Below are 22753 nucleotides of genomic sequence, written 5' to 3'. Positions count from 1 at the left end.
GGACGGACCGGGACGCCTGGGGACGAACCCACCCGACGGGCACCCGCCCCGGCGGACACGTGGAGACGAACCCACCCGGCGCACCCCCGCCCCGGGACACCTGAGGACGAACCCACCCCGGCGCGCCCCACCCCCTCACCCCTGAAGCGAGCGCCGGGCCGGGACCACACCTCCCGCCACCGCGCGCTGCCGGGGGGCCGCCGTACCGGTCCAGCAGGTGCCGCGCCGGGAGACGAGGCGGCGCAGCCACAGCTCCGTGGAGGCGAGCTCGGCAAGGCCGTCCAGGGGCAGCGGCTCCCCCTCGGAGGCCGCGCGCAGGGCCTTGCGCACGACGCGGGCCTCCACGAGACCGGCGTCGGCGAGCAGCGGGGCGTCGAAGAGCGCGATCAACTCGGGCAGGGCGGCGCGCAGCCCGGTCCGGGTCACCGCCGTCGAGGTGTGCTGCGAGGGGGCGCCCCAGCCGGGCGGCAGCTCGTGGATGCCCGCGCCGGCCAGGACACGGCGCAGGATCGCCGCACGGGCGCCCGGCTGGACCCGCAGCGACTCGGGCAGCGCGCGGGCCGCGCGTACGACCTGGTTGTCCAGGAAGGGGGCGTGCAGCCGCTGGCTGCGGATCTCGGCGGCCTGCTCCAGGATGCGGTGGTCGGCGGCGCTGCGGGCGAGGGCGGCCCTCGCGCGGGCCTCGCCGGGGCGCTGGACCGAGGAGGGGCGGATCGCCGCCTCCTGAAGACGAACCGATACTTCTGCCAGCGCCTCCCCGGTGAGCCACCGGGCGGCCGGGCCCGGTCTCGACCAGGCGAGTGCGGCGAGCGACGCATCGGCCGGGGTGTCGAGGCCGGGTGCGAGGCGGTTGGCTTCGGGCAGCCGCCCTGCCGCCGTTTCGAGGCCGGTGCGATAGGACGTACGGGCCAGCTTGCGGGCCGCCCGGTAGACGGTCAGCGGCACGAACAGCGAGTGCGCGGAGGGGCCTTCGGCCTTGGCGAGGGCGGCGACCGGGCGCAGCAGGTGGCGGCGGCGCCGGTCCATCAGCAGGTCGGCGAGGCGGGCCGGGTGGGCGTCGAGCACCTGCCGGGCACCGGCGCCCACGAAGTGGTCGGCGCTGCCCGCTGAGAGCCGGCGCCGGTGCCGTTCGGCGAGGACGAGGGAGGGAGCCGGCTCGTCGGTGAGCGGCCCGGCCCCCAGCTCGGCGTAGGGCAGGGCCTCTTCGCCCGCCGCGACGACGACGTGGTGCAGCCGGGGGTTGGCCGCGATGGCGCGGGCCCGTTCGAGTTCGGGTTCGTGGGCGCGGGTCGTCAGATCGTTGAAGGTGACCGCGAGCAGCCGCTCCCCCGCCCCGGTGCCGTGGCCCAGGATCGTGCCGGGCAGCCCGGGCAGACCGGCGGCGAGCAGGGCGAGGGTCGCCGACGCGCTGCCCCCGGAGAGGTCGGCGCCGATGCCGGGCACGGGCGCGCCCCGGGCGGCGCGGCGTTCGGCCGGGCCCATGCCGGGGACCGGGCCGGGGTCGGGCGGCAGGGTCTCCGGGGCGTGGCGCGGGGCCAGGAGCCGGGCGCGTACCGCTTCGACCAGGGCGTCGCGCACCCCGTCGACGGCGCTCACCGGGTCGAGCTCGGGCGCCGCGACGGCGAGGGAGGCCACCGCCTCGTAACCGGTGATCTCGCGCGAGCCCTCGCGGAGGATCAGGGCGTGGCCGGGCGGGATGCGCTTCACGCCCGCGTAGGGGGTGCCGTCGCGCAGCGCCTCCGGGGTCTCGGGGCAGGCCAGCAGGGCGGCCAGGTGGCCGATGTCGAGCTGGGCCTCGATGAGATCGGCGAGCGGCAGCGCGGCGGTGGCGTACGCCGTGCCCCCGGCCCACGGTGTGTAGAAGACCGGGCGGGCCCCGGCGAGGTCGCCGACGACGGTGATCCGGCGGCCGATCTGGACGACGACCGTGTAGCTGCCGGTCCACGCGGTGAGGTGGCGCAGGGCGCCGCCCCGGGCGGCCAGCAGACCGACGCGCAGCTGTTCGTCGGTGGCCCCGCAGCAGCCGAGGACGGCGAGCCGGACCATGGGGGCGCCTTCGGCGGTGTCCACCCGGACGGTGCGGATCTCATCGGGCCGCCAGTCGCCGACCGCCCAGAGCGGATCGGGGTCGCCCCACAGGAGTTGGGAGCCCACGGGGTGCATCGTGCGCCCGTCGTCGCTGCCGCCGACCGCCCCGGCCGTGCCGAAGCTCGCGGCGATACTGCTCCAACCCACCAACCAACGCATCGCCGCCTCCACAGGCTGTGGACAAAAAACGGCGCGGCAGGCAAGCAGCCGGAGAACTCCGGTGACGATCGGCGCCGTTGCGGACATGCTGCCACGACAACGGCGCGCAGGAGTGGCTACGGACGGCGCACGTCGTGAGCGCATGCGCCCCTGGCAAAGGCCGCTGGGCGGACACCGGGACGCGCGATCCGTGCGGGGCTCGCGCGCGTCGCCCGGGAGAGCAACGGAAGTGCGGATTCCGGGCGTTGCGTTCCCCGGTACGGCCCCGCGCGAACGGCCCGCTTCCGGCCAACGCCCGGACCCGGATCCCGCGACGGCGGGAGGGCACCCGCCTCCCCCGGCCCGACCTCGTCCGACCGTCGACATCCGGCCAATCTCAGGGCGGAACGGAACCGTTGGCCATCCGCTCCATGGACCGATTCGCTCCGGTATCAACACACTTGGCCGCCGACGCCCCGGTCAGCGCATCCGCTCGGCCATCCACCCGCCGCACCGAAGGTCCCCACCCGGGGACCCCCGGGAACACACGGTCCGGGAGGCGGGCCTCGCCCCCCGGACCGGTCCACCGCCTGCGGGGAATGAGGCGGCGATATCCCCCAGCCCCCCGCATCGGACGCGGCGGGCCGATCCACGCACCACCCATGCAAGCGCCGCCTCCGGGACCGGGCCAGAGCGCACGTGCGGGCGCACGGCCACACACCAGGGTGCACGCACGGAGCCCTCGGAGGACCCCGGCCGAACCCGCCGGGATCGAGCGGGGCGACAGCGGACACGAACGCCCCGCGCGCCGGTCCGCGCTGGTCGGCAGGGAGAGGAAGCGGCGCGACGAAGCCCGTACACCGCCGCCGCGAAGCGGAATCGCACACCCTCACGGGCCGGCCCGCATCCCGCTCCGGCGATCTCCACTCCCCCTCCCCCGCACCGCCGCCATTCCCCCGCTCTTCCTTTTCCCTTCCTCCGCCGCGTGTTCGCCTCCACCGCCCCGCACGCCCCTCGCGTCACCTCCCGCCCCACAGCACCCCGCGCGTGGCCGGGACGGACAACAATCCCGCCATACGGACGTCCGGCCCTTAACGGTAGGGATGCGACGAACTACGCTGGGTGCACTGATGTTCTCTGCAGGGCGGCATATTCCCCGGGGCACGGCCAAATGCGTGTGCGGGCGGAGTGACAGGGTTCGTCCCTGGGGAGAACACGGTACGAATGCCGCGCGCCGAGACGGTGACGCGGCTGCCGTCTGTGTGTCGAGGGGTGGCCATGTCCAGGGAGCAACGAGGACCGAACGAGAAGCTCGGCACCGTTCTCGCCCTCGCGGGAATCAGTAACGCCGGGCTCGCCCGACGGGTCAACGACCTCGGGGCGCAGCGCGGACTGACCCTCCGCTACGACAAGACGTCGGTCGCCCGGTGGGTCTCAAAGGGCATGGTGCCCCAGGGCGCCGCGCCCCATCTCATCGCCGCGGCGATCGGCGCCAAGCTGGGCCGGCCCGTCCCGCTGCACGAGATCGGTCTCGCCGACGCCGATCCGGCGCCGGAGGTCGGCCTGGCGTTCCCGCGTGACGTGGACGCGGCCGTCCGGTCCGCGACGGAGCTGTACCGGCTGGATCTGGCCGGGCGGCGCGCGGGCAGCGGCGGGATCTGGCAGTCGCTCGCGGGCTCGTTCTCGGTGAGCGCCTACGCCACACCCGCGTCCCGCTGGCTGATATCCCCCGCCGACCCCTCGGTCGCGCGGGCACCGGCCACGGCCGGGGGGCAGCCGACCGGCGCGCACGGCGCACCGGGGGCGCACGGCCCCGCCGGGGCGCCCGCCCAGCCGGGCACTGCCGCGTCGCCCGCCCAGGCGACCGGGACGGCCACCGGCCACAGCCTCCTGATCCCGGCCCAGCCCGGCCCCGAATCCGGAGGCGACGCCTCCTCGTTGCGCGTCGGCCACAGCGACGTATCCAAACTCCGCGAGGCCGCCCAGGACGCGCGCCGCTGGGACTCCAAGTACGGCGGCGGCGACTGGCGCTCCTCGATGGTCCCCGAGTGCTTACGCGTGGACGCCGCCCCGCTCCTGCTCGGCTCGTACAGCGACGAGGTCGGCCGGGCGCTGTTCGGCGCGGCGGCCGAGCTCACCCGGCTCGCCGGGTGGATGGCCTTCGACACCGGCCAGCAGGAGGCGGCCCAGCGGTACTACATCCAGGCGCTGCGCCTCGCCCGGGCGGCGGCCGACGTGCCGCTCGGCGGCTACGTCCTGGCGTCGATGTCGCTCCAGGCGACCTATCGCGGCTTCGCCGACGAGGGCGTCGACCTCGCGCAGGCCGCCGTCGAGCGCAACCGGGGGCTCGCGACCGCCCGCACGATGAGCTTCTTCCGCCTGGTCGAGGCCCGCGCCCATGCGAAGGCGAACGACGCGCCGGCCGCGGGGGCCGCGCTCAAGGCGTCCGAGAGCTGGCTCGAACGCTCCCGGGAGGGCGACGCCGACCCGGCGTGGCTCGGCTTCTACTCGTACGACCGGTTCGCGGCCGACGCCGCCGAGTGCCATCTCGACCTGAAGGCGCCCCGCCAGGTCCGGCGCTTCACCGAGCAGGCGCTGTCCCGGCCCACCGAGGAGTTCGTCCGCTCGCACGGGCTGCGGCTCGTCGTGTCGGCGGTCGCCGAGCTGGAGTCGGGGAATCTGGACGCCGCCTGCGCTGCCGGCACCCGGGCCGTGGAGGTGGCGGGCCGCATCTCGTCGGCGCGGACCACGGAGTACGTACGCGACCTGCTGCACCGACTGGAGCCGTACGGGGACGAGCCGCGCGTCGTGGAGCTGCGCGAGCGCGCCCGCCCCCTTCTGGTCGCCCCGGCATAGAAATCCCGACGTCGGCATGGAGGTCCCGCTTCCGGGGAACCGCCACGCTGACCGCACGGGTTTGAGTGCGTTGTCAGTGGGTCAGTGCACTATCGGGGTGGGAGGTGGCGTGATGATGACGCACGCGGCGTACGACTGCGATGTGCTGGTGATCGGCGGCGGGATCGTCGGCCTGTCGGCCGCGTACGCGCTCACGCGCACCGCGCCCGGCACCCGGGTGACCGTGCTGGAGAAGGAGAAGGGCCCGGCGCGCCACCAGACGGGCCGCAACAGCGGGGTGATCCACAGCGGGATCTACTACCCGCCGGGCTCGCTCAAGGCGCGGTACGCGCTGCGCGGCGGCGCCGAGATGACCGACTTCTGCCGGGAGCACTCCATCCCCCACGCGGTGACCGGCAAGCTGATCGTCGCGACGGACCGCGCCGAGCTGCCCCGGCTGCACGCCCTGGTCCAGCGCGGCCGCGAGCACGGGCTGCCGGTGCGCGAGCTGGGGCCCGCGCAGATCGCCGAGTACGAGCCGAAGGTGCGGGGCCTCGCCGCGATCCGGGTCGGCACGACGGGCGTGTGCGACTTCCGGGCGGTCGCCGGGCGCCTCGCCGACGAGGTACGCGGCGCGGGCGGCGTGATCCGCTTCGGCGCCGAGGTCACGGCGATCGACCGTCGCCCCTGGGGCGTGGCCGTGCGCACCGCCGACGGGCTGGTGGTCCGGGCCAGGGTGCTGGTCAACTGCGCGGGGCTGCACTGCGACCGGATCGCCCGGATGGCCGGCGACGACCCGGGGATGCGGATCGTGCCGTTCCGGGGGGAGTACTACGAGCTGGCGCGGCCCGAGCTGGTGCGCGGGCTCGTCTATCCGGTGCCCGACCCGGCGTTCCCGTTCCTCGGCGTCCACCTGACCCGGGGCTTCGACGGCTCCGTCCACGTCGGCCCCAACGCGGTGCCCGCCGCCGCCCGCGAGGGCTACGGCTGGCCCGTCGTCCGGCCCCGCGAGCTGATGGACACGCTCAGCTGGCCCGGCTCGTGGCGCATCGCCCGCAGACACTGGCGGTACGGGGCGGGCGAGGTGCACCGCTCCCTCTCGAAGCGCGCGTTCACGCAGGCCGTCCGCCGCCTCCTGCCCGAGGTCAGGGAGGAGGACCTGCGCCCCTCGCCGGCCGGGGTCCGCGCCCAGGCCGTGCTCCGGGACGGCACGCTGGTGGACGACTTCCTGATCCGCGAGGCCCCGCACACGGTGCACGTGCTGAACGCCCCGTCGCCCGCCGCCACCGCCTCGCTGCCCATCGGCCGCGAGGTGGCCCGCCGCGCCCTGCTCCGGGCCCGGGCGGCGGGCTGGAAGCCGCCGGAGCGGGCGACGACGGGGTGATTCCCGCGCCCTCCGTGGCAGGACGCCCGTCCCCGTAGAATCAGGGCATTGTGTCTGAGCCCAAGAACCCCTCCCCGACGCCCGACGACGGCACCGTGCCCACCACCGCCGGGATCCCCGACGACGTGCGGGCCGCGTCCCTGGAGCGCGCGCGCCGGATGCGTCAGCAGCCCCGCTTCCCCGGCGGTCCCGCGGCCGACCCGGCCGGCTCGCACCACGAGCGCCGCATCCGCAGCTTCCAGCCGCGCCGCAGCCGGGTCACGCCCGGCCAGCAGAACGCCCTGGAGCGGCTCTGGCCCAAGTGGGGCCTGGACATCGACGGGCTGAGCGTCCTGGACCTGCCCGCCCTGTTCGACGGCCTCCCGGTGGTCCTGGAGATCGGCTTCGGCATGGGTGAGGCCACCGCGCAGATGGCGGCCGACGACCCGGGCACCGGCATCCTCGCCGTCGACGTGCACACGCCCGGCCAGGGCAACCTGCTCGGCCTCGCCGACCGGAACGGCTCGGCCAACGTCCGGGTCGCCAACGGCGACGCGATCATCCTGCTGCGCGAGATGCTGGAACCGGATTCGCTGGACGGGCTGCGGGTCTACTTCCCCGACCCGTGGCCCAAGTCCCGCCACCACAAGCGCCGGCTGATCCAGCCGGAGTTCCTGGACCTGGTGGCGGGCCCGCTGAAGTCCGGGGCGATCGTGCACTGCGCGACCGACTGGGAGCCGTACGCCGAGCAGATGCTCGACGTGCTGACCGCGCACCCCCTCTTCGAGAACACGGTGGCCGACGGCGGTTACGCCCCGCGCCCCGCGTTCCGCCCGCGGACCCGGTTCGAGGGCCAGGGCCTGGGGAAGGGCCACGTCGTGCACGACCTGCTCTTCGCGCGCGTCTAGGGCCTTTCCTTTGGGTCAAGCCCTGGCCCGACGGGCACCATGGCCGTTGTCCGACCCGCTCGTTAGGGTCGAGGGGTGTCCGACGGGTCTGTTCAGCGACAACGGTGGGATCAGCCGGCCGTCCCGGTGCTCCAGGAGCAGCGGGTCGGCGAGATCCTGGCCGCCGTGCCGGCGCGGGGCCAGTGGCGTTACCGGCCGCGCCGCGTCGGCCTGCTCTGGCGGAACCGTACGTTCCGAGTCATCGCCGTCTTCACGCTGCTGGCGCTCTGCGGGGTGGTGATCCTCGCCCTGGTCCGCGACCAGACCGGCACCGAGGGCTTCCTCGTCGGCCTGAGTCTGGCCGTCCTGCCGGTCCCGGTGCTGATGACGGCCTTCCGCTGGCTGGACCGGGTGGAGCCGTCGCCGTGGCGGAATCTGCTGTTCGCCTTCGCGTGGGGCGCGTGCGCGGCGGCCCTGGTCGCCATTCTCGCCAACTCGTTCGCGACCCGGTGGATAGCCGACAGCGATCCGGGGAACGCCGACACCCTCGGTGCCACGGTCATCGCACCGGTGGTCGAGGAGAGCGCCAAGGCCGCCGCCGTGCTGCTGCTCTTCCTCTTCCGCCGGAGGGACTTCACCGGGATCGTGGACGGCGTCGTCGTCGCCGGGTTCACCGCGACGGGGTTCGCCTTCACCGAGAACATCCTCTACCTGGGCAACGCCTTCGGCGAGGACCAGCAACTGGACTCCGGCTTCGCGTCAGTGACCGTGGTGACGTTCCTGGTCCGTGCCGTGATGACCCCCTTCGCCCACCCGCTCTTCACCGTCCTGACCGGCATCGGTCTCGGGATCGCCGCGAGCAGCGCCGCCGGCCGCCGGGTGCGGCGCATCGCCGTACCGCTGCTCGGCCTGGTCCTCGCGATGGGCATGCACGCCCTGTGGAACGGCTCGGCGACCTTCGGCCGGTACGGCTTCTACCTCGTGTACGGGGCGTTCATGGTCCCGGTGTTCGGCCTGGTGACCTGGCAGGTGATCCGAGCCCGCCGCAAGGAGCTGCGCTCCCTGGCCGTCGAGCTCCCCGCGTACGCCGAAGCCGGCTGGCTCACCCCCGACGAGCCCCGCGCCCTAGCCTCGATGCGGGCCCGCGCCCTGGCCAGGAACGCGGCGCGCAGGCGGTACGCGGTGAGCGCCTCCGGCCATCCGTACCACCCGGACTACGCGAGGGTCCGTGCCAAGGAGGCGAAGGAGCGCGGCAGGGCGGCGGCGCGGGCGGTCGCCGAGTACGAGGCGTTCGCGACGTCCCTGGCCTCCCTGCGCCGACAGGCCGGACTGGGCAGGGCCGACCCGGACTTCGCCGCGCGCGAGCTGGAGCTGCTGCACCACCTGTGGCAGCGCCGCGAGATCGCGGGCCCCGCCCTCGCGTACGCGGCCCGGGCCACGCACCGCCGGCCGCCCGGCTACACGGCCGCCTGGCCACCTCGCCGACCGTACGCGGGCGGGCCCGTGCCCTACGCGTACGGCAACCCGGCCCCGTACAACGGCAACCCGAATCCGTACGGCAACCCGGCCCCGTACAGCGCCCCGCCCACGTACCCGACGACGCAGCCCTACGGTCAACACCCCTACGGCCAACAGCCCCACGCCAACGGGCCGCAGGCCTGATCGCTACGCCGAGGCCGCCGTCAGCGTCGACAGCTCCTCGTCCGTCAGCTCAAGCCCGGCGACCGCCAGCAGGGCGGGCAGCTGGTCGACCGTGCGGGCGGAGGCGATCGGCGCGGCGACCGTCGGGCGGGACGCGAGCCAGGCCAGGGCCACCGTCGCGATCTCGGCGTCCCGGTCCCGCGCCACCGTGTCGAGCGCGGCGAGCACCCGCTGTCCGCGCTCCGACTCCAGGTGACCGGCCGCGCTCCCGGCGCGGGCGCTGTCCACAGCAGTCCCCGGGCGGTACTTGCCGGTGAGGAAGCCGGCGGCCAGCGCGTAGTACGGGACGGCCGCGAGCCCGGCGTCGGCGGCGGTGTCCTGGAGCTCGCCCTCGTAGGTGTCCCGGGACACGAGGTTGTAGTGCGGCTGGAGCGCCACATAGCGGGCCAGGCCCTCGCGTTCGGAGAACTCCAGCGAGGCGCGCAGCCGCGCGGCGCTGATGTTGGAGGCGGCGATCTCGCGGACCTTGCCCTCCTTCACCAGCTCGTCGAGGGCCGTGATGATCTCCTCGACCGGGACCGTCTCGTCATCGAAGTGTGTGTAGTACAGGTCGATGTGGTCCGTGCCGAGGCGGCGCAGCGACTCCTCGGCGGCCGACTTGATCGTGGGCGCCGAGAGGCCCTTGTAGCCGGGCAGCGCACCGACCTTGGTGGCCACCACGACGTCGGACCGGTTGCCGCGCGACGCGAGCCACTTGCCGATGACCGTCTCCGACTCGCCGCCCTCGTTGCCGGGCACCCAGTGCGAGTAGGCGTCGGCGGTGTCCACGAAGTTGCCGCCTGCCGCCGCGTACGCGTCGAGGACGGCGAAGGACTGGGTCTCGTCAGCGGTCCAGCCGAAGACGTTTCCACCGAGGCAGAGCGGGAAGACCTGGAGGCCCGACGGGCCGAGATTGCGCAGTGAAGTCATAGGTGGAACAACAGCTTCCGGGCTATCCGCTATTCCGTGCCATCTACATCCGGCAGGCTGCTCCCTGCGGAGGCTGCCGCTGTACGCGAACCGGCAGCCCTGACGTCGGGGGGGGGTGTGCGTCAGGGCTGCCGGGGTTCGGAAGGCCGCGTGCGGGGAAGGGCCGGGGTGCCGGAGGAGGAGTCCTCAGACCGTCAGGCCGCGGGCGCGCAGCCAGGCCATCGGGTCGATGCCGGTGCCGTCCGGGGTGTGGACCTCCAGGTGGAGGTGCGGGCCGGTCACGTTGCCGGTCGCGCCGACGCGGCCGATGGTGTCGCCGGTGGTGACCTTCTGGCCGACCGTGACGCCGATCGAGGACTGGTGGCAGAACCACAGCTCGGTGCCGTCCTCCAGCTCCAGCACCGTGCGGTAGCCGTAGGCGCCGGACCAGCCGGCCGACTTGATGGTGCCGGTGTGGATGGCCTTGATCGGGGTGCCGGTCGGGGCCGCGAAGTCGAGGCCCGTGTGGTAGCCGGAGGACCACATGGAGCCGGCCTCGCCGAACGTCGAGGTGATCGTGTACGAGGAGGTGGGGATGGCGTAGCTGGCGGCGAGCTTGGCCAGGCGCAGCGCCTCGGCCTTCTTCTTCGCCTCCTCCTCCGCCTTCTTCTTCTCAGCGGCGGCCTTGGCCTCGGCCTCGTCCTGCTGCTTCTTCGCCTCGGCGGCCGCCTTCTCGGCAGCGGCCTTCTCCTCGGCCGCCTTCGCCTCGGCGTCGGCGGCGCCCTGCTGCTGTTCGGCCTGCTGGAGGATGCGGGCGCGCAGCGCCTCACCGGCGTCCGTGGTGCCCTGCTCGGCCTCGGCGGTCGTGATGCCGGCGGTCGTCAGCGGGGCGGCGGCGGTGGCGGTCGCGGGGGTTTCGGCCTCGCTCTCACCGGAAAAGAACGCGCCCACGCCGGGAAGGGACTTGGCGTCGGGGAGATTGCCCGTGATGGAATCGGGAAGAGAGATGGAGACCGGCGGCTTGCTCTGCGCGGTGGCCATGCCTCCCGCACCGACGGCCGCGATGACACCGACGCCGAGGACGGTGGAGCTACGGGCCAGACCATTGCGCTGCTTGGCGACACGGTGCTTGCCGCGGACGGGGCGGACGGACTCCTCGGTGGGGTTCCATTCCTCCCAGGTCCGCTCGGAGTCGGCGTCGTCGGCGCGGAAGCCGCTGCCGTAACCGGCGCCGGTGGCAAAGCCATTGCCCCGGTCGGTCGCGTAGTCGCCGCCCTGTTCCGGGATGTAAGCGGTGCCGGGGCCGGACGCAAAGTCGGCGCCGTACTCGGGCACGAACCGGGAAGGTGATTCGGGGGCAGGCTTGTTGGACGCCACGCGGGCGCGCTCCTTTCCTTCCTTCTCGCCTACCGGGTTAGCTGACGGGTTCGGAGCAGGAAGGTCTCCTACGGGTTCCTCCGCCTCTTGTGAAGACGAAGATGCCCGATTCACCCCATGTAGGTGGTTCCCCGGTTCCCTTGCGGAATTCGGCGCACGCGCGCGGCGCCGTCCCTGACGACGGCTGGGACAACCGCGCTGCGTTATCGAACGTTAATAGACAGACGGGTCCGATTCCAAGCTGTTCCCACTGATCGTTCACGCGCCCGGCCTGGACTTTACGGGACACAACCGGGTGGAATCGGGCGAGTTGATCGACGCTCAGCCACTACGCGTTTTCTGACGTTGCGTCAAATGTTATGCGGAGCGACGCTCCTCAGTCACGCAGCGTGGTACCCCCCTTGATGATCTTCACCGTCCTGCGCCGGTCGGGCTGTCCCTTGGCCGGCCGGGCCACCGCGAGCAGCGCCATGTCGTCGGTCGACTCGCCCCCCGTATGCAGCCGTACGTCGTCGGTCAGCGCGGACAGCAGCTCCTCGGGACCCGGGAAGAGCCGCCCGCGCAGCCGTTCCGCCGGGTCGTAGAAGACACCCTCGGCGTCACGGGCCTCCGACAGGCCGTCCGTGTAGAACAGCAGCGTCCCGCCGGGCGGCAGCTCCCACTCGTCCGAGCGGTCCGGCCGCACCCCCAGGTCCATGCCCAGCGGCAGCGCGGGCTCCGTGGGCGTCAGCGCCTCCACCGCCCCGTCCCCGCGCAGCAGCAGCGGCTCGGGGTGGCCCCGGTTCACGATCCGCACGAACTGTCCGCCCGGCCGGATCTCTGCGAGCGCGGCGGTCACGAACTCCTCGAACTCATCGAAGCCGCCACCCCGCGTCGACTCACGCGCCAGCGCCCGCTCCAGCCGCTGCGCCACGCCCTCCAGCGACTTCTCGTGCTCCGCCGCCTCGCGGAACGCCCCGATCACCACCGCCACCGCGCCGACCGCCTCCAGCCCCTTCCCGCGTACGTCCCCCAGCACGAGCCGTACGCCGTACGGAGTGTCGGCGGCCGCGAAGAGGTCGCCCCCGACGAACTCGTCCGCCTGCGCCGCCTCGTACCGCGCGGCCACCTGGAGTCCGCCGATCCGCTCCGGCGGGACGGGGAGCACGGCTCGCATGGCCGTCTCGGCGATGATCCGGGCGGACGCCAGCTGCTCGCTGCCGCGCCGCACGACCCGGTTGATCACACACGCCTGGACGGCGACCGTGAGCACGGTGAGCATCTCGATGAACGAGACCACCTCGACCAGGTCGCCGGTGTAGAGCCGGATGCCCGCGACGGCGAGCACTGCGGCGATCCCGATCCGGATCGTGGTGCCCAGACCGAAGAAGGGCGCGGCGATCAGCGGGGCGGCCGCGAAGATCGGGACGGCCGTGAAGGAGGGCGGCGTGAAGAGGTCGAACACCACCCCGATGACGATCATCGTCACCGGCAGCACCCGGACGAACCGGCGGCTGCCCGCGCCGTCGGGCCCGCGCCACCGTCGCTCCCACTTCCTCACCTGCGGTCTCCTGCCCGGTGCGGCCACGGCCGGTACCGCGCACCTCCCCCAGCCTCGCGCCCGCCCGGCCACCGGGCGAGTCCTCGGCCGCCGAAGGGGCGACAACGCGTATGCGCCGACAACGCATCAGGCCCGGCACGCTGCATGCGTGCCGGGCCTGATCCTTCAGTAGCGGGGACAGGATTTGAACCTGCGACCTCTGGGTTATGAGCCCAGCGAGCTACCGAGCTGCTCCACCCCGCGTCGGTGAACCCAACTCTACGGCATCTTCGGAGCTCTCATGACCACCACCCGTCCCGCGCACCCCGTGCGCACCGGCGGCGCGGACCACGGCCGCCCTTGACCCGAACCCCAAAGTGCCGAAAACGAGAAGGTGTTGCGAGGAACATGTGTTCTGACGCAAGGTATCTGCTGCACCCCCCGGCTCGGTGGGCTGCCCGTGTGAGCAGGCCCCGACCGCGCATGCCGGCGCGCGCGGAGAGCTGCTCCCGGTCTCTGATCGCAGCCTGTCTGGAGGGCTCTCGACCATGGCCGCACCGCTCGCCGCCTCCGATAACACCCCCGCCCCCTCGGCCACCCCGCCGTCACCCGCACGCGCCGCCGCCAAGAGCGGCCTCATCGGCGGTGTGATGGGCGCGGCGATGAGCGCGGCGGTGAACTACCTGGCGATCGGCCTCCCGGGCAGCGCGTCCGTCAACGCGGTCAACCACGCGATATCGGGCCTGATCAGCGGATTCCTCGCCGGTTTCATCGGCATCATGGTCCACAGCAAGAAGACGGCGGCGGCGGCCGCGGCCACCGCCCCCTCCGAGCCGGAGAAGTAGCCACCGCCCTCCACAGCGCTCCCCCTCCAACGGGCGCACGGACCCATATGGCGATATGACTGATTTCAGACTCAGCCATTTCGAGGCTCCGGGAGTGGACGATGGACGACTATCCCCTGCTCAACCTGTTCTGGACGATGCTCTGGTTCTTCCTCTGGATCATGTGGCTCTTCCTCCTCTTCCGGGTCATCATGGACATCTTCCGCAGCGATGACCTGAGCGGCTGGGCGAAGGCCGGCTGGCTGATCCTGGCGCTGGTACTGCCCTATCTGGGCGTGCTGATCTACGTGATCGCCCGCGGCAAGTCCATGGGCAAGCGCGACGTCCAGGAAGCGAAGGAACGCGACGCCGCCTTCAAGGCGTACATCAGGGACGCGGCGGGTACGGAGGGCGGCAGCCACCACAAGAGCGGCGGCCACGTCGAGGACCTGTCGAAGCTCGCCGACCTCAAGGACAAGGGCGCGATCACCGAGGAGGAGTACCAGCGAGCGAAGTCGAAGCTCCTGGTCTGACGCCCGCCCCCGCACACGACGGAGCCCCGGGTCGCGCACGCGCTGACCCGGGGCCACGAGGTAGGCCGTGTGGGACTCGAACCCACAACCAACGGATTAAAAGTCCGCTGCTCTGACCAATTGAGCTAACGGCCCTCGGCACATCACCCCCGAGCATAGCCCGCCCCGGCCGCGCAGCCGATCGGGTATCGACCACGCGGCCCCGTCACCGGGTGGGGCGGGCTCAGGACTCAGGGCCGAGGGCTCAGAAGATGGCCTTGTACGTCTGCCAGCCGGTGGCGATCTGCGTACGGGCTCCGAAGGAGCCCTTGCCGTTGCCGTTGTTGCGGAACAGCTTGCCCGCCGAGTCGCGCACGACGAAGTCGTTCCGGCCGTCGCCGTTCAGGTCGCCGACGCCGATCAGCGCGTTGTACGAGCTGCCCCAGTCCGAGAACACCTTCACGCGCGGCGCGAAGCGGCCGTTGCCCAGGCCGTTGTAGCGCCACAGGCCGCCGTTGCGGTCGTGGCCGAGCAGGTCGGGGACGCCGTCGCCGGTGATGTCGCCGACGCCGGTGATCTGGGCGTACGTCCGCCAGTCGGTGTTGATCCGGGTCTTCGGGAGGAACTTCCCGGCGGCCGTGCCCGCGTAGAAGTAGATGTCCCCGGTGGACGTCTGACGGGCGACGAGGTCGGCCCGCCCGTCGCCGTTCAGGTCGCCGGGTGACGTCAGCACGTCGTACTGCTGCCAGCCGCCGCCGATCACGGTGTGCTTGCCGGCCGGCTTGTAGCCGGAGGTGCCGCAGTTGCCTTCGTACCGGCGCAGTTCACCGCCGGGCATCCGGACGAACAGGTCGGAGCAGCGGTCGCTGCCGGTGTCCGCGAAGGGCACGGCGAGGGTGCCGGCCGGCCAGCCGGTCCCGGACGCCTTGCCGCTGAAGACACCCGAGCCCTGCCCGAACTGGATGGTCAGGTCCCCGTGCGAGTTGAGCGTGACGAGGTCGCCGATGCCGGAGCGGCCCTGGTCGTGGAAGCCCGCCTTGCCGCCGCCGACCGAGATGGTCCCGTTGGCGGTGTACTTCCCCGAACCGTCCTCGGCCGTCGCCGTCAGGGTCCAGGTGTGCGTGCCGTTGCCCGTGTATCCGCCCGCGTCCGTCAGGCCGTCCCAGTTGACGTCCGCCTCGGTGCCGTCACCGCCCTTGAGGGTGCGCACCGTGCGGCCCGTCCAGTCCTTGACGGCGTACGTCCAGGAGACGGGCTTGTTGAACTGCCAGCTGCTGTTCCAGCTCTCCAGTCCGTCGACGCCCTTGATGTCCATGTACGCGTCGCCGAGATCGGAGGCGATCTTCGCGAGGGACTGCGCGGGCACCCCGCTGGGCACGACGTGCAGGGTCTGCGCGGCGTCGAGATACGCGATGTCGCCGCCGAACTTGTCCACCGCCCAGGTCAGCCGCCGCTGGTCGGCGGTCTTCCCCGCCGGGAGCGCCGCAATCACGCGCGGGGCGGCCGCCTTGCCCGTGTGGAAGTCGGTGAGCAGCAGCTCACCCGCGCTCCGGTCGTGCCGGACGAGGTAGCCGTCGCCGACGAGGGCGGGCCCGGACGGCACGGTGAACGACTTCTTCGCCGTACGGTCGTACACGCCCGCGGCACCGGTCGTCCCGCAGTTCCAGTAGAGCCAGCGGCCGACCGCGCGCACCTCCTTGATCACGCAGGGGGCGCCGGTGGCCGCCGTCTCCACGACCTTCTTCGTCCCCAGGTCGGTCGCGCTGAGCGCCCCGGTGGTGGTCGCCGCCCAGAGCGTCGTCCCCCAGACGGAGGCCGCGCTCGGGGTGCGGACGACGGGGTCGGCGGTCGAGGTGTAGCCCGGGTACATGCCCGCCTGCTGCTTGGCGGGGGAACCGCCGTTGACGACGTAGGCGCGCCCCGTCGTGTCCACGATCCGCGCGGTACCGGCCGGGTAGTGGGTCCCGGTCCCGTGGTACGAGTTTCCGGGCGCCCGGAACTGCACGCTCTCGGTGCCGGCGTCGTCGCCGTCGACGAACACCACGCCGACGTCCCCGTGGCCCGAGGCCATGAGGTCGACGCACGCGCCGTTGTCGCAGGGCACCGTCCTGAGGTGCGCGTCGTTGGCGTACGTCCCGGCGAAGGCGAGGCTCTGACGCTCCCCCACGGTCGTGGCGTCGGCGGACACCCGGCGGTCGAACACCATGCGGTCGCCGGAAGCGCTCCGCTCCGCCGTCACCAGCCGCCCGCCCGCGAAGTCGAGGCCGTAGACCCCGGTCGTCGCCACGGTGGCGGGGGCGGGGTCGGCGGCGCTCGCCGGTACGGCGGCCGTGGCGAGCACGGTCGCCCCGGCCACGGCGCCCACGAGCGCGACGCGCCCGCGTATGAACACGGTCAAGAGAAGGTCCTTTCCGGGAAGCCCGGAGGTCGAGCCAATGATCAGAAGAGATTCTTGTACATCTGCCAGCTGCCGCCGACCTTGGTACGCGCCGCCAGCGCGCCCTTGCCGTCGCCGCGGTAGCTCCACAGCACCCCGGACGTGTCGCGGGCCAGCAGGTCCGCGCGTCCGTCGCCGTTCAGATCGCCGGAGCCGACCATCGTGTCGTACATGGTCCAGCCGTACCCGATCTTGGTACGGGCGCCGAGTGTGCCGTTGACGGTGGCGGGGTAGCGCCACACGTTGCCCGAGCGGTCGCGGGCCACCAGGTCGCCCTTGCCGTCGCCGTCCAGGTCGCCCGTCCCGGCCAGGAGGTACCCCTGCCAGCCGTAGCCGATCTTCACCCGGGGCTCGAAGAGGCCGTCGCCCTTGCCCTTGTAGAAGTACAGGTCGCCGGAGGGCGTCCGGCCGAGCAGATCGGCGCGCCCGTCGCCCGACATGTCGCCGGGCGAGGTCAGGGCGTCGAACATGTTCCAGCCGGTGCCGATCTTCTTGTACGCCGTGGTGGGCTTGAGCGCGGCGCCGCAGCCCGGCTTGTACGCGCGCAGCTCGCCCGCCTTCGTACGGACCAGCACGTCGTTGCACCGGTCGCCGCTGACGTCCTCGAACGGCACGGCGGCGGTCACGGTGTTACCGCCCGTCCAGCCGGTGCCCGACACCTTGTCCTCGACCCGCCCGGCCCCGGTCCCGGTACCGGCCCGCCAGTCGGCCTTCCCGGCCGAGGTGAACGCGAGCAGGTCCCCGTACCCGTCATTGCCGACGAAGTCCCGTGCCACGGCTGCCGCTCCGGAGACCTTCACCGTCCCGGAAGCGGTCAGGGCGGCACCCCGGCCGTCGGCGGGCTTCGCGGTCAGCGTCCAGCTGTACGCGCCATTGGCCACGAACCGGCCATCCGCGTCCTTGCCGTCCCACCCGGTCTTCACCAGGCCCCGCACCTCACCACCGGCCAGCGTGCGGACCGTGGCCCCCGTCGCGGCGTTCCGCAGCGTCAGCTGCCAGGACGACGCGGGCTTCGACAGCCACCAGCGGGGTGACCAGGGAGCGCTCGCGACGTTCACCGATGCCGCGGCGGCGAAGTCGCGGACGGACAGTGCGGAGGCCGTCACACCGGACGGGACCACGTGCACCCTGCCGTCCGTGTCGGCGAAGGCGAGCGGGCCTCCGAACCGGTCGACGGTCCATCCCTCGCCCTGCGCGGGATTGGCCGGCCGGCCGACGACGTGGGTGCCCGTCGTGCCCCGCACATCGGTGACGGAGAGGACCCCGTCCTTCTCCCATCCGACGTAGCCGTCACCGAGCATCGCGTCCCCGTGGGCGGGGAGGCGGACCGACTTCTTCGTGACGGTGCCGTAGACGCCGGAGGTGCCGGTCGCGCACTCCCAGTAGAGGTCGGTGCCGTTGGCGCGAAGATCCGTGAGGTCGCAGTCGCCGACGTCGACGCTGCGGATGTTCTTTCCGGTGCGTACGTCGAGCGCCTGGACGACGCCCTGCGAGGCACCCTCCACCCACAGCGTGGATCCGTCGATCGCGAACGCCGGCATGTACGCATTCTGGGCGGGGCCCGTGTAGACCGGCTTCCCGGTGTCCAGGTCGATGACCTGCAGACGCGGGCTGTGGTCCTCCGAAGACGGTCCGGGAATCCTTGCCACGGTGTAGCGGCCGGACGCCTGCATCGTGTCGTGCGGCTGCTGGTACGTGGGCTGGTCGTTGACCTTCCGGGCCGGCAGGGACGCCGACTCGTCGAGGACGCTCAGCCCCGTGCCGTTGATGCCCTGGTACGCCAGCCGGCCGTCACCGGTGGACTGGACCTCCTCGCACCAGTCCCAGTCACAGCCCGCGTACTGGTTGAACAGCCCCCGGTCCACGCGCGGACCGGCCGTCGGACCGCCGCTCAGCGAGATGTCGGTCCGGCGCAGCCGCGCCTGGCCGAACGGGATCCTGTCGACGGTGTGCAGGCGCCCCTGAGCCATGCTCATGCCTTCGACAACGGTGGCGATCGCGGCGACTTCGGCCACCTTCGCCGTGGTGACCCTGCCTTCCACGCCCGCCCGCAGCGCGTACACGGAACTGGTCGCGTCCTGACTCCCGCTCGCCCTGCCCAGCAGCATCGTTCCGTCGGGCTCGACCACCGGGATCGCTGCGGCACGATCGAGGACCACGCGCTCCGGGCCGCCGGTCACCGGGACCGCGAGGACGGTGTGGTCGGTCGCGGTGTCCCCGCCGGTCGCCGACGGCCGGGTGTACAGGACCTCGTCGCCGACCACGCCGAGCAGTTTCTCGTCACCCACATCTGTGAGGGTGATCTCGTGGGCGGGCTTCGAGAGGTCCGTCAGGTCCCACACGCGGTAGGTGCCCGTGTCGCCGAACCGCTGGACCACCCGCTGTCCTCCGGGCGTCACCCAGCTGTTGGGGAGGGCAGTCGGGTGCAGTCCCGACCCGTCCAACCGGTACACGACCCGTCGGCTGTCCACAGTCGCCTCGACGAACACGCCGTCCGCGCTGCCGTGCTCCTGGACGTACAGCGACCTGGCCCCGTCCGGCAGTCCGGCCACCGGGGTCTCCACCACCTGGCCGTTCTCCCACGACAGCTGACGCAGTGCCGGCTTGCCCTCGGTGGTGGCGGTCGTGACGACCGTGCCGCCGTAGGTGCCGGCGTGGCGCCACCCCGAGGGGATCGGCAGGGACCACTCCTGCCCGGTCCGCATGTCCCGCTGGACGGGCGACGCCAAACCTGTGAAGGTCACGACGTCCGTGCCTGCCACTGTGGCGACCCGCTGCCTGTCCGGCACCGGGACGGCTCGCGTGGACCCGTCGGCGTACGAGGTCCAGTTGTAGCCCTCTCCTGCCTGCCCCCACAGATACCCGGTCGCCCCGGCGCCCACCAGGCGGGCCGCGTTGGGGTTCCGGTTCTGCTCCGCGGGGATGACGAGCCCGGCGGGCGGCGAAGCCTCCGCGCCGGCGGAGGGAGGCACGAACGCCGCCCCGATCCCCAGCGCCGCGATCATCGCGACAGCACTTCTCACGGCCGTAAGGCGTCTCAAGACGAGCCCCTCCTGGGTGCTTCGAGAGCATGAGGAGGACGCGGCAGCATGTGCCGCGGTCTGTGCGAAGTGAAAGCCCCCCGGCCCCTACCCCCCATGCGATTCAGGTGACATTAACAGCAGCCGCGCATGCACCGGTAGCCAGATTCGAACTCGTTCAAAGAACGATGCCGCGAACAAACGAAAGCGGGCCCGTCCTCGAAGGACGGGCCCGCTTCATCAGGTCAGAGACCTACGGACGATCAGCCGTTGCGCTTCCAGCGCGGCTTGTCGTCGCGGCGGCCGAAGGAGCCGGTGCTGGTGCCGGTCGAACGGTGGTCGTCGCGGCGGCCGTTCGGGCGGTCGCCGCCGGAGCGGAAGCCACCGGACGGGCGGTCGTCACGACGGTCGCGGTTGAACGGACGGTCGCCGCCACCGGAGCGGAAGCCACCGGAGGGACGCTCGTCACGACGGTCGCGGTTGAACGACGGGCGGTCGTCGCGGCGCTCGAAGGAGCGGCCACCACGGTCGTCCCGGCGGTCGCCGCCGGAGCGGAAACCACCGGACGGGCGGTCGTCACGACGGTCACGGTTGAACGGACGGTCGCCACCACCGGAGCGGAAGCCGCCCGAGGGACGCTCGTCACGACGGTCACGGTTGAACGACGGGCGGTCGTCGCGACGGTCGTTGCCCCGGTAGCCACCGGAAGGCCGGTCGTCGCGGCGGAACGGACGGTCGCCGCCCCGGTCGCCCCGGTCGTCGCGGCGGTCGTTGCCCCGGTAGCCACCGCGGTTGTCGCGGCGCTCGTAGTTGCCCCGCTCGTCGCGGCGGTCCTCGCGCACGGCCGGCTGCTCCGGCACGGAGGCGGCGGCAGCCGCGAGGGCGGCCTCGGCCTCGGCGGTGACCTCGGCCACGGCGGCCTCGGGGTCGTCGCCGCGCTCACGGGCGGCACGCGCCACCAGGCGGTCGGCCTCCTCGCGGAGCTCGACGGCGCGGCGCTGCGCGCGCTCCAGCTGCTTGGTCAGCTCGGCGGCCTCGCGCTCGGCCTGCTTCGCGGCGTTGTTCGCGGAGTCGGCCTGGACCTCGGTGAGCGAACGGGCGCCGGTGATCTCGGCGACCTCCGGCTCGAAGACGCCCGCGCCCTGCACGATGTGGCGCGAGGCGTCGACGCCCGCGTCCTCCATCAGGCGGAAGATCTGGCGGCGCTGGTGCGGCAGGGCCAGCGAGACGACCACACCGGACTTGCCGGCACGGGCGGTACGGCCCGAGCGGTGCAGGTAGTCCTTGTGGTCACCGGCCGGGTCCACGTTCAGGACCAGGTCGATGCCGTCGACGTGGATACCGCGCGCGGCGACGTCGGTCGCGACGAGCGCGTTGACGTAACCCTTCTTGAAGTCCTCCAGGACCCGGGTGCGCGCGCCCTGCGTCATGCCGCCGTGCAGCGCGTCCGCCTTGACGCCCGCGTCGACGAGCTGCTCGGCGATGCGGTCGGCGCCCAGCTGGGTGCGGACGAAGATGATCGTGCGGCCCTTGCGGGCGGCGATCGCGGAGGTGACCGGCGCCTTGTCCTTCGGCTTCACGACGAGGACGTGGTGCGACATGGTCGAGACGTTGCCCTGGGCGGAGTCGACCTCGTGGGTGACCGGGTTGCTCAGGTAGCGCTTGACCAGCGTGCCGATCTCGTTCTCCATGGTGGCGGAGAAGAGCATGCGCTGGCCGCCCTCGGGGATCTGGTCCAGCAGCTCGGTGACCTCGGGCAGGAAGCCCAGGTCGGACATCTGGTCGGCCTCGTCGAGGACGGCGACCTGGACGTTCTCCAGCGAGCACGCGCCGCGGTTGATGATGTCGCGCAGGCGGCCCGGGGTGGCGACGAGGATGTCGACGCCGCGCTCCAGGGCGTAGATCTGGTTGCCCATCGACGTACCGCCGCAGACGACCTTCATCTTCAGGCCGAGCACGTCGCCGTACGGCTGCAGCGCGTCCGCGACCTGCATCGCGAGCTCACGGGTCGGGGTGAGGATGATCGCGCGGGGCTTCTTCTTCTCGGTGCGCCCCTCCGCCAGCGCCGACAGGGTCGGCAGGCCGAAGGAGAGGGTCTTGCCGGAGCCGGTACGGCCGCGGCCGAGGATGTCCTTGCCGGCCAGGGCGTCCGGGATGGTCGCCGCCTGGATCGGGAAGGGCGTGGTCACACCGTTCTGCGCGAGCTTGCGGACGATGCCCTCGGGCAGGCCCAGGTCGGCGAAGGTGACGGTCGGCTCAGCGGCCTCGGCGGTCTCGGCCACGACGGCCTCGGCGACAGCGGTGAGCTCGTCGTTCTCGACGTTCTCGGGCATGACGGTGTGGTCAGAACTGGAAATTGACATGCGAAATGCGAAACCTTCCGGAGTCTCGGCACGCGCCCATAACTCCGTGATTTCGCAATGTCGACCGCCTCAATGCGGTCCAGCCACGGCAAGGGAGAGTACGCGCCACACGGCGCTCTTCTGTGTCGGCGCCGGGCAATGGGATCAAACGATCTACCACCATACGCACTCTCACCCACATTGCGCAAGCCGCCTCCCCTCGCCCCTCCCCTCAGGCCGGTCCCACCTGCGGTGATGCCTCCGGCGTACGCAGCTCCGCCACCTCGTCCGGCCACCCCAGGGCGTCGGTACGGAACTGAGCCGCCGGAGACGCCGAGGGCTCCGGCGGCGCGGACTCCGAGGGCTCCGGACCGGGCTCCTCCGGGTCCGGCGGCGCGGGCGAGTCCGCCGGATCCTCCGGACCGGGTACGGGGTCGGCCGGCACCGAGGGCTCCGGCGGCGCGGACCCGGCCGGGCCCTCCGGTACGGACGGGCGGGCGACCCGGCCCTCGCCCTTCTCCGGCCCGCCCCCGGGCCCGCCGGAGGCCGGGGCGCTCCCGGAGGGCGACGCGGAGGCGCTCGGCCCGGCGCCCCGGCGCTCGGCCTGCGCACCGGCGCCGCCGATCCGCGAGTGCCCGGTCCCCGTCACCGTGGAGCCGTTCGGCTCGACCGCGGCCCCCTTCGGCTCGGCGAACCGCGAGGGCGCCGGTTCCGCCCCGTCGGAGCCGACGCTCATACAGCCGGTGGACGTGGCGAGCGTGACAGCGGTGACCGCTGCCCAGCGGACGGGGACGGAGAACTGGCGCACGGGGGCACCTCCGG

At 72.8% G+C, this 22753-nt stretch carries 14 protein-coding genes, 2 tRNA genes and 1 riboswitch; of the genes, 6 read left to right on the top strand and 10 right to left on the bottom strand.

Annotated elements, in window-relative coordinates:
- Positions 1-135: 135 nt before the first annotated feature.
- Complete coding sequence (locus OHS17_RS17605; protein ID WP_330312934.1) at positions 136-2247, bottom strand: asparagine synthase-related protein; 2112 nt, start codon at positions 2245-2247, stop codon at positions 136-138.
- Positions 2248-3504: 1257 nt separating this feature from the next.
- Here OHS17_RS17605 and OHS17_RS17600 point away from each other — a divergent pair.
- From OHS17_RS17600 to OHS17_RS17585, 4 genes are all read left to right on the top strand, one after another.
- Positions 3505-5082: a sporulation protein gene (locus tag OHS17_RS17600; protein ID WP_330312933.1), complete on the top strand. Its 1578-nt coding sequence runs from the start codon at positions 3505-3507 to the stop codon at positions 5080-5082.
- Between the two features lie 112 nt (positions 5083-5194).
- Positions 5195-6445 carry an L-2-hydroxyglutarate oxidase gene (gene lhgO / locus OHS17_RS17595; protein WP_330312932.1) on the top strand — a complete coding sequence of 417 codons (1251 nt, stop codon included), beginning with the start codon at positions 5195-5197 and terminating at the stop codon, positions 6443-6445.
- Between the two features lie 50 nt (positions 6446-6495).
- A complete protein-coding gene (gene trmB, locus OHS17_RS17590) occupies positions 6496-7332 on the top strand; it encodes a tRNA (guanosine(46)-N7)-methyltransferase TrmB (protein ID WP_383166106.1) in 837 nt (278 codons plus the stop codon).
- Positions 7333-7407: 75 nt separating this feature from the next.
- A complete protein-coding gene (locus OHS17_RS17585) occupies positions 7408-8973 on the top strand; it encodes a PrsW family intramembrane metalloprotease (RefSeq protein ID WP_330312931.1) in 1566 nt (521 codons plus the stop codon).
- 3 nt (positions 8974-8976) lie between these two features.
- On the opposite strand, the gene OHS17_RS17580 is transcribed toward OHS17_RS17585, so the two are convergent.
- The 4 genes from OHS17_RS17580 to OHS17_RS17565 all read right to left on the bottom strand — a co-directional run bounded on the left by OHS17_RS17580 (position 8977) and on the right by OHS17_RS17565 (position 13060).
- On the bottom strand, positions 8977-9921 hold the full coding sequence (locus OHS17_RS17580) for an aldo/keto reductase (protein WP_330312930.1): 945 nt from the start codon (positions 9919-9921) through the stop codon (positions 8977-8979).
- Positions 9922-10107: 186 nt separating this feature from the next.
- Positions 10108-11277 (bottom strand): M23 family metallopeptidase, encoded by a 1170-nt coding sequence (locus tag OHS17_RS17575; RefSeq protein WP_330312929.1) that lies wholly within the window; start codon positions 11275-11277, stop codon positions 10108-10110.
- Between the two features lie 11 nt (positions 11278-11288).
- A riboswitch (cyclic di-AMP (ydaO/yuaA leader) is annotated at positions 11289-11442 on the bottom strand.
- Between the two features lie 211 nt (positions 11443-11653).
- Positions 11654-12817, bottom strand: a complete 1164-nt coding sequence (locus OHS17_RS17570; RefSeq protein WP_330312928.1) for a PP2C family protein-serine/threonine phosphatase — start codon at positions 12815-12817, stop codon at positions 11654-11656.
- A gap of 169 nt (positions 12818-12986) precedes the next feature.
- A tRNA-Met gene (locus OHS17_RS17565) sits at positions 12987-13060 on the bottom strand.
- 284 nt (positions 13061-13344) lie between these two features.
- Here OHS17_RS17565 and OHS17_RS17560 point away from each other — a divergent pair.
- Positions 13345-13641: a hypothetical protein gene (locus tag OHS17_RS17560; protein WP_330312927.1), complete on the top strand. Its 297-nt coding sequence runs from the start codon at positions 13345-13347 to the stop codon at positions 13639-13641.
- A gap of 101 nt (positions 13642-13742) precedes the next feature.
- Entirely contained in the window at positions 13743-14153 is a 411-nt protein-coding gene (locus tag OHS17_RS17555; RefSeq protein ID WP_330312926.1) for an SHOCT domain-containing protein, read from the top strand.
- A gap of 61 nt (positions 14154-14214) precedes the next feature.
- Here the strand turns inward: OHS17_RS17555 and OHS17_RS17550 are convergent.
- The 5 genes from OHS17_RS17550 to OHS17_RS17530 form a co-directional block, all read right to left on the bottom strand.
- A tRNA-Lys gene (locus tag OHS17_RS17550) sits at positions 14215-14288 on the bottom strand.
- 109 nt (positions 14289-14397) lie between these two features.
- On the bottom strand, positions 14398-16524 hold the full coding sequence (locus OHS17_RS17545) for an FG-GAP-like repeat-containing protein (protein ID WP_330315282.1): 2127 nt from the start codon (positions 16522-16524) through the stop codon (positions 14398-14400).
- Positions 16525-16571: 47 nt separating this feature from the next.
- A complete protein-coding gene (locus tag OHS17_RS17540) occupies positions 16572-19592 on the bottom strand; it encodes an FG-GAP-like repeat-containing protein (protein WP_330312925.1) in 3021 nt (1006 codons plus the stop codon).
- A gap of 260 nt (positions 19593-19852) precedes the next feature.
- The gene (locus OHS17_RS17535) at positions 19853-21922 is read right to left on the bottom strand and encodes a DEAD/DEAH box helicase (RefSeq protein WP_018101723.1); all 2070 of its coding nucleotides are present in this window, start codon (positions 21920-21922) and stop codon (positions 19853-19855) included.
- Between the two features lie 241 nt (positions 21923-22163).
- Positions 22164-22739 carry a hypothetical protein gene (locus OHS17_RS17530; protein WP_330312924.1) on the bottom strand — a complete coding sequence of 192 codons (576 nt, stop codon included), beginning with the start codon at positions 22737-22739 and terminating at the stop codon, positions 22164-22166.
- Between the last annotated feature and the right edge of the window lie 14 nt (positions 22740-22753).

This window comes from Streptomyces sp. NBC_00523 (assembly GCF_036346615.1).
Taxonomy (GTDB): Bacteria; Actinomycetota; Actinomycetes; order Streptomycetales; family Streptomycetaceae; genus Streptomyces.
This window is presented reverse-complemented; position numbering and strand designations above follow the sequence as displayed.